Origin of the sequence: Streptomyces kebangsaanensis (assembly GCF_001906585.1) — a bacterium.
Classification (GTDB): Bacteria; Actinomycetota; Actinomycetes; order Streptomycetales; family Streptomycetaceae; genus Streptomyces; species Streptomyces kebangsaanensis.
Genome location: NZ_JUJA01000034.1, coordinates 43756 through 52400 on the forward strand (window position 1 = coordinate 43756; position 8645 = coordinate 52400).

Below are 8645 nucleotides of genomic sequence, written 5' to 3' on the forward strand. Positions count from 1 at the left end.
GGCTTCCCGCCTCGTCGGCGCAGCGGGCCAGGGCGGCGACCGTCTGGTGCCGGTAGACGTCCCGCGAGGTGATCGTGAGGCCCGCCTGCCGGGCCCGGGCCACGACCTGGATGCTGAGGATGGAGTCACCGCCCAGCGCGAAGAAGTTGTCGTCCGCTCCGACCCGCTCCACGTGCAGGACCTCGGTCCAGATGGCGGCGAGGGTCCGTTCGGTGGGGGTGCGGGGCGCGACGTGGCGCGCGGCGGGTTCGGCCGGCGCCGGGTCGGGGAGCCGGCCGCGGTCCAGTTTGCCGTTGGGGTTGAGCGGCAGGGCGGGCAGCACCACGACGGCCGAGGGGACCATGTAGTCGGGCAGGGTGCGCCCGAGTTCGCGGCGTACCGCCTCCGGTTCCACGCGGGTACCGGGGGCGGGGACGACGTATCCGGCCAGGCGGCGGTGGCCGTCGCCGTCGCGGACGGTCGCGGCGGCCTCGGCGACGCCCGCGCAGCGGCGCAGGGCCTCCTCGACCTCGCCCAGTTCGATGCGGAAGCCGCGCACCTTGACCTGCTGGTCGGTGCGGCCGAGGTACTCGAGCCGGCCGTCGGCGCTCCAGCGCACCAGGTCGCCCGTGCGGTACATGCGGTCGCCGGGGGCGCCGAAGGGGTCGGCGACGAAACGCGCGGCGGTCAGGCCGGGGCGTCGCAGGTAGCCGCGGGCCAGTCCGCCGCCACCGAGGTACAGCTCGCCGGTGACGCCCGGAGGCTGGGGGCGCAGCAGGCGGTCCAGCACGTAGGCGCGGGTGCGGGCGACGGGACGGCCGATGGGCGGGGCCTGGTCGGGGACGGTGCCGCCGGCGAACCAGGCGGTGGCGTAGACGGTGGCCTCGGTCGGGCCGTAGAGGTTCGCCACCTCGGCCGAGGGCATGGCGTCCCTGATGTCCCGCACGGTCCGGGCGGGCAGGGCCTCGCCCGCCAGGACGACGGTGTCCGCCTCGACCGCGCTGTCGCCGCCGAGCACGCGGGAGAGCACGGACGGGACGCCGCTGAGGAGTCCGGCCCGGCGGGGGCCGGGGCCGTCGGCGAGGGCCGGGAGGTCGGCGACCACCTCGACGCCGCCGCCGGCCAGCAGGGGGCACAGCAGCTCGAAGACGGACACGTCGAAGTTGAGGGAGGTGGACGCGACGACGTGCGCCAGCCCGCGCGGGCCGAACGTCTCCTCGGTCCAGGCGGCCAGCGCGGCCACGCTGCGGTGGGTGACGACCACGCCCTTGGGACGGCCGGTGGAGCCGGAGGTGTAGATGACGTAGGCGGGGTGGGACGGGTCGAGCGGCCGGGTCCGGTCGGCGTCGGTCAGGTCGGCGTCGGTCAGGTCCGGGGCGCCGGCATCGGACGGCTCGGCGTCCTCCAGGGGCAGTGCGTCCTCCAGGAGCAGTGGCTCGCAGTCGTCGGGGAGCGCGTGGACGGTCCCACGGGTGGCGACGACGAGGGCGGGGGCCGCGTCGGCGAGCATGAAACGGATCCGCTCGGCCGGGTAACCGGGGTCGACGGGCAGGTATCCGGCGCCCGCCTTCAGGACGGCCCACAGCACCGGTAACAGGTCGGCGGAGCGCGGCAGGCACAGCGCCACCAGGGACTCCGGACCCGCGCCGTGCGTCGTCAGCAGCCGGGCGAGCCGGTTGGCACGCCGGTTCAGCCCGGCGTAGTCCAGCCGGGCCTCGCCGCAGGTCACGGCGGTCCGGTCGGGGGTTCGGGTCACCTGCGCCTCGAACAGCGCCGGGAGTGTGGCGCCGTCGGCGTGGTCGCCGGCCGGCGCGGGCGGGTTCCAGGAGTCGAGGAGCGTGCGCCGCTCGTCGTCCGACAGCAGCGGCAGTTCGGCCAGCGTCCGGTGCGGGCCGTCCGCCATGCCTTCCAGCAGGCGGTGCAGCTGCCGGCTCATCCGGGCCACGGTCGCCGCCTCGTACAGGTCGGTGTTGTACTCGACCGTCAGCTCGCAGTCGCCGTCGGTGCGCGGCGCGAACTCCAGCACGAGGTCGAAGCGGGCGGCCGGGCGGGGCAGCGGATGCTCCTCGATCCGCACCCCGGCCGCCGGCGCAGGACGGGCGGGCGCCGCCTGCTGCACCACCAGCACCTGTACCAGCGGAGTGCGGCTGGGGTCCCTCGGCGGGGCCAGTTCCTCGACCACCCGGTCGAACGGCACGCCGTCGTGCGCGAAGGCGTCCAGCACGGTCGCGCGCACAGACTCCACGAACCGGTCGACCGTGACGGTGTCGTCGACCTCGCCGCGCAGCACGACGGTGTTGGCGAAGAAGCCCGTCACGTCCTCCAGTTCGCGGCGGCCCCGCCCGTTGGTGACGGTCCCGAACGCCACGTCCCGCTGCCCGGAGTAGCGGGAGAACAGCACGGCCGCCGCCCCGGCGAACAGGGTGAAGACGGTCGTGCCGCGGCCCTGGGCCAGCTGCCGCAGCCGGTCCACCAGGTGCTTCGGGAGGTGGTGGCGGTGTGCCGCGCCCGCGGTGGTGCGCACCGCCGGCCGGGGCCGGTCGGTGGGCAGTTCGAGTTGCTGCAGGCCGGCCAGGTGGCGCTTCCAGTAGCCGAGGTCGTCGGCGTCCGCGTCGCCGGTGCGCCGCTCGCGCTCCCACAGCGCGAAGTCCGGGTACTGCACGCCCGGCCGGGGAAGGCCGTCCGGTTCGCCGCGGGCCTCCGCGCGGTAGAGCGCCACCAGGTCCCGGGTCAGGACGCCGACCGACCAGCCGTCGGTGACGATGTGGTGCTGGGCCAGCAGCAGGACGTGGTCCTCGGGCGCGCGGCGGACGAGCAGCGCCCGGGTCAGGGGCCCGGTCGTCAGGTCGTGGGGGCGGCGCAGTTCCTCGGTCAGCAGGCGCTCGACGGCGTCGTCCCGCCGGTCGGCGGGCAGGTGCTCGACGTCGCAGGTGCGCAGGGGGAGTACCGCCTCGGGGGCGATCAGCTGGACGCCCCGGCCGTCGACGGTGGCGAAGGTGGTGCGCAGGGAGTCGTGGCGGGCGGCGAGCCCGTCCAGGGCGCGTCGCAGGGCCGGCGTGTCGAGCGGACCGCGCAGCCGCAGCGACACGCCGGTGTTGTACTCGGTTCCGCCGTCGGTGAGGTCGTCGAGGAACCACAGGCGTCGCTGGGCGCTGGAGAGCGGGACGGGCTTTCCGCGCGGGGCGGAGGGGATCGGATCCGGCGGCGCGGCGGCGGACGGCTCGGCGGCCAGCGGGGCGAGCGCGGCGACGGTCCGTGCGGTGAACACGTCGCGCAGGGAGAGCCGGGCGCCGAGGACTTCCCGGATCCGCGTCAGGGTGCGGGCGGCGAAGATCGAGTCGCCGCCCAGGTCGAAGAAGTCGTCGGTGACGCCGACGACGTCGACGCCGAGGACGTCGGCCCAGATCGCGGCCAGGGCCCGCTCGTCGCCGGTGCGCGGCTCGACGTGCTCCTCGGTCCGCGCGCCGCCGGGGGCGGGCAGGGCCCGCAGGTCGGTCTTGTGCTGCGGGGTGAGCGGCAGCGCGTCCAGGACGACGACGGCGGAGGGCACCATGTGGGCCGGCAGGGAGGCGGCGAGGGCGGCGCGCAGCCGGGCGGGCTCTGGCCTGCGGGCCGGGTCGGCGGGCGTGACGTAGCCGACGAGCCGGCCGCGGGCGGGTTCCTCGTCGCGGACCACGACGACGGCCTCGCGGACGCCGGGGTCGCGGGTCAGGGCGGCCTCGATCTCGCCGGGCTCGATGCGGAAGCCGCGCACCTTGACCTGCCGGTCGGCCCGGCCGAGGAACTCCAGCTCGCCGTCCGCCCTGCGGCGCACCCGGTCGCCGGTGCGGTAGAGGCGGGCGCCGGGCGGTCCGGAGGGGTGGGCGACGAACCGGGTCGCGGTCAGGCCGGGGCGGCCGAGGTAGCCGCGGGCCAGCCCGTCGCCGCCCACGTAGAGCTCGCCCTCGGTGCCGGGTTCCACCGGACGCAGCGCCGCGTCCAGGACGTGGGCCCCGGTGCCGGGCAGCGGGCTGCCGATGGCCGGTGTGCCGGTGCCGGCGGTGAGCGGTCCGGTCCAGGTGGCGACGACGGTGGCCTCGGTGGGCCCGTAGGAGTTGATCATGCGGCGGCCGGGTGCCCACCGGTCGACGAGGTGGGCCGGGCACGCCTCGGCCCCGACGATCAGGGTGCGCAGGTGCGGCGCGCCGCCGGTGTCCGCCGGGTCGGGCAGGGTGGCGAGGGCGGCGGGCGGTATGAGGGCGTGGGTGATGCGGTGCTCGTCCAGGACGGCGGCCAGTTCGTCGCCCAGCCAGGGCCCGTCCGGCGGTACGACCAGCAGGGCGCCGGACAGGACGGAGATGCACAGCTCCAGTACGGAGGCGTCGAAGCTGGGTGAGGAGAACTGCAGCACGCGGTCGCCCGGGCCGACGGCGTACCGCTCGGCGGCGGCCGCGGCGAAGGCGCCGATGCCGCGGTGGGTGACGGTGACGCCCTTGGGGGTGCCGGTGGATCCGGAGGTGAAGATGACGTACGCCGCGTGGTCGGGGAGCACCCGCCTCTCGGGCGGGTTCGCCTCCTGGTCCCCGGCGTCCGTCAGCGCGCGGACCCGGTCCGGGTCGTCCAGGACGACGGCCGGTGCGGCGTCGGCGAGCATCAGGGCACGCCGTTCGGCCGGGTAGCCGGGGTCCACGGGGAGGAAGGCGGCACCGGCCAGGACCACGGCCAGTTCGGCGGCGATCAGTTCCATCGAGCGCGGCAGGACCAGCGCCACCGTCCGCTCCGGTCCTGCGCCGCCTGCGACGAGGTGGGCGGCGAGACGACCGGCCCGCCGTGCGAGTTCCCCGTACGACCAGGTGCGCCGGCCGTCGGTCACCGCGGGGGCGTGCGGGTCGCGCCTCACCCGCTCGGCGAACAGCTCGCCGAGCGGGACGTGACGGGGGGCGTGGTCCGCGCGGGGCGGCGGGGTGGTGCCGGCCGGTGCGGGGGCGGGCGCGGCGGGGCGCTGGGCGTGCAGATCCGTCATCGGGATGAATTCCTCCGGGCGTGGGGCGGCGCGCAGACCCGGCGCGCCGGTCTCGGGCAGTCCGCGGGCACACCGGGGCGGGGGTCCGGTGTGCGGGGCGGGTGCGTGACGCGGGCGCGGTCAGACGGTGCCGGTGCGGCGCGCGGTGCGTCCGGATATCTGCAGGCGGTCGATGGTCCCGGTGGCGGGGTCGCGGTGGAAGCGGCCGCCGGGCTCGTGCCGGCCGGTCGCCGGGTCGACCAGATCGCAGGACAGGTCCGGGTAACACACCAGCGGCAGGGGGTAGTCGCCGTCGACGGACAGGGTCGGCGTGCCGTCCCCGTCGAGCTTGACCGCGTACTCGGTGCCCCCGTTGCGGTAGGTGCCGGCGCATTCCGGCAGCGGTACGGCGGTACCGCGGCGGGCGGTGGCCGGGGCGGTCGGCACGCGTACGCCGGTGAGCCGGGCGAGGTCGGCGGCGAGGTCCCGCCACAGGGCGGTGGCGCCGCCGGCGTTGCCGGTGAAGGCGACGACGACGCCGCTGTCCGGCTCGGCCCGCAGGTGGCAGGAGGTGCCCTGGGCGTTCCCGTCGTGGCCGCACCACACGCGGCCGTCCTGCCGGAAGAGGGCGAGGCCCAGGCCCCAGGAGTCCGCCAGGGCCCCGGGGTCGGCGGCCGGTTCGGGGCGGCGCATCCGGGCGGCGACGGACGCGGGCAGGACGGTGGACCGGCCGATGACGGCCCTTCCCAGGGCCACCATGTCCTCGGCGCCCGCCAGCAGGGCTCCGGCCGGAGCCTCCACCGGGGCGAGGTTCTGGTGGGCCGGGCGCACCAGGCCCGTGGCCGTGTTGAGGGCGTGGCCGGCGGCGACCGGCCGCGCGGGGGTGGCGTCGCCGAGGAAGGCGGGGACGATGCCGAGGGGTTCGAGGAGGAGCGCTCGCAGCGCTTCCTGCCAGGCCATGCCCGTCACTTCGGACACGATCCGGCCGGCGGCGACGTAGCCGGCGTTGGAGTAGGAGAAGCCGGTCCCCGGCGGGAACAGGGCGCTCTGCGCGGTGCAGACCGCCGAGAGGTAGCGCGTGGTGGTGGTGCCGGCGGCGCTGTCGGAGTCGGGGCCGGTGGGCAGGCCGGCGGTGTGGCTGAGCAGGTGGCGCACGGTCACCTCGGGCAGCGGCCGTAACTCGGGCAGCAGTTCGGCGGCGGGCTCGTCGAGGTCGAGGTCTCCGTCGTCGGCGAGGAGCAGTACGGCGGCGGCCGTGCCGAGCTTGGTGACGGAGCCCAGGGGTACGGCCGTGTCCGCGGTGAACGGGGTTCCCGTCAGGGCGTCGGCCGTGCCGGTGTGCACGCTGAGGGTGCGCGTGCCGGTGTGGACGGCCAGTTGGGCGCCGGGCACGCGGTGGGCGCGTGCGAGGGAGTCGAGGCGGCTCTGCAGCTCCCGGCGCAGCGGGGACGGCGCCAGGTCGGCGGCCGGAGCGGCGGTGGGGTACGGCATGGGAAGGAAACTCCTGGTGAGAGCGGGTGTGGGGAGGGGCCGTGGTCGGCCCGTGGGTGAGCGGTGCCGGGCCTGCGCGCGTCGACGCGCCTCACGGCCTGGTGACGGCGATCGGCAGGTGGCGTACGCCGACGATGACGGCCGGGTTCTGGTACGTGACGTCGGCGCAGGAAGGGACCGTGATGGTGGGGAAACGTTCCATCAACATATGCAGCGCGATCCGTGCTTCCAGCCGGGCCAGTGGCGCGCCGAAGCAGAAGTGGATGCCGTGGCCGAAGGTCAGATGGGGATTCGGACTGCGGGCCACGTCGAAGACGTCCGGAGCGGTGAAGCGGGAGGGATCACGGTTGGCGGCACCCAGGTGCACCATCAGCAGGGTGTCGGCCGGGATCTCGTGGCCGTCGAGCACCACCGGTCGGGTGGTGCGCCGTCCCAGCTCGGGGAAGGGCGGCAGCCAGCGCAGCACTTCCTCGACGGCGTCCGGCAGCCGTCCGGGGTTCTCGCGCAGCACGGCGAGGGTTCCGGGATGCCGGTCGAAGAGGACCACGGCGTTGCCGAGCAGCGCGGTGGTGGTGATGTGCCCGGCGACCAGCAGCAGGGCGACGAATCCGACGATCTCCTCGTCCGCCAGGCGCGTTCCGTCCACCTCGGCGGTGAGGAGCCTGCTGGTGAAGTCGTCCCCGGGGTGGGCGCGGCGGTGCCGGATGTGGTCCAGCACATAGCCGTTCATCTCGCGCACGGTCGGGGCGATGGCCTCCAGCGCCCGTTCCAGGTCGGCCATGTCGAGGCTGTCGCCGAGCTGGTCGCCGCCGAAGAGGATGCCGGCCCACTCCTGGAACAGTCTGTGGTCGTCGGCGGGGATGCCGAGGAGTTCGGCGATCACGATGATCGGCAGGGGGTAGGCGAGGGTGTCGACCAGGTCGAACCGGTCGCGGTCGGCGACACCGTCGAGCAGGCGCGCGCACACGGCCTCGATGCGCGGTTCGAGCCCGTGGACCACTCTGGGGGTGAAGGCCTGGCTCACCAAGGTGCGGAGTTTGCGGTGTCCCGGCGGGTCCATGCCGACGAAGTTGCCCTGCCGGAAGGTCTCGAAGTCCTGCTGGGTGGGGGCGATGGGCGTGAGGTCGGAGGAGTACGTCGCCGGGTCGGCGAGCACGGCGGAGACCCCCTGGTGGTCCACGACACGCCACTGGCCCTGCGCTTCGTCGTAGGCCACGGGGCCCGCCTCACGTAAGGACCGCCACCGGTCGGGTAACGCCTCCAGGGGCGATTCGGTCCCGGACAGTCGTGTGCTTGTCAACCGTTTCTCCTTGGGTCGAGGACGCGCGGATCCGGCGGTGGGTCACCGGCGGTGCCGTGGGTGCGCCGGGCGGGAAGCCGTGGCCGTCATGGGCGTGGTCAACGGGCGTGGCACCGCACGGCAGCTCTCGCTCCGCGCCGGGTGGCCGACTCGTGGCCGGGCTGGGCCGACCACCGCTCGGGAGCGACCCGCCCGTCCTCCCTTCACGGAATGCGGGTGGCCCCCTGGGGCGTCAGGAGACCTGGGGACAGGTTCCGTACGGCAGGGCGGCGGTTCCGAGCGGTCCGGACGTCCGCCGTGCGGCCGGCAGGCCCGCACGCCCGCAGTCTGGTGACACGTGCCTCGGGCACCGAGCAGATATCACTACATCCCCCCGTGACTTTCCCCGCGCAGCAGCCCCGCGCAGGACTCCCCTGTCTCACGATTCAGTGCTTCGCGTGCCAAGAACGCGCTTCGACGCGGTCCATTCCGGCCGAAGGCGCTCACAGTTTTCACGTCGGGTCACGATCTGGCAACCCCCCGAAACCGAGGGGGGACGGCCCGTCAGTAGCCCATCGCGAGGGGCGTGTATCCCGTCGTTCCACACTCAAACCCCTTGCATCAAAGGAAAGTTGACTTTCCTCTCGACAACCGGGCCATGACCGCCGCCACCTGCACCATCCGCCTCGGACGCATGGACGCCCGCCCCATGGGTCCCGGCCGGATTCGGCAACGGCATGTCTGAACGCCACCCGGTACAAACTCCTTGGTGAGCGCTCGGCACGGGTCCCTTGGCGGGTGCTCGGCGCGGGAAACGACCTGGCGCACGGAGGAAACCACCGGCGCGCACGGTCACCGCGCGTGCGCGGGCGTACGCCAACAAGCTCGCGGCAGTACCGCAAGCCCCGCGAGCCG

The 8645-nt window shown here is 75.0% G+C and carries 2 protein-coding genes and 1 pseudogene; all 3 read right to left on the reverse strand.

Going from position 1 to position 8645, the window contains the following annotated elements; genetic code table 11:
* A pseudogene (locus RH94_RS42330) lies at positions 1-4981 on the reverse strand (amino acid adenylation domain-containing protein); the annotation flags it as partial.
* A gap of 120 nt (positions 4982-5101) precedes the next feature.
* Complete coding sequence (locus tag RH94_RS04225) at positions 5102-6451, reverse strand: serine hydrolase domain-containing protein (protein ID WP_073946309.1); 1350 nt, start codon at positions 6449-6451, stop codon at positions 5102-5104.
* A 91-nt stretch (positions 6452-6542) separates the two neighbouring features.
* Positions 6543-7751 (reverse strand): cytochrome P450, encoded by a 1209-nt coding sequence (locus RH94_RS04230; protein ID WP_073946310.1) that lies wholly within the window; start codon positions 7749-7751, stop codon positions 6543-6545.
* Positions 7752-8645 lie beyond the last annotated feature (894 nt).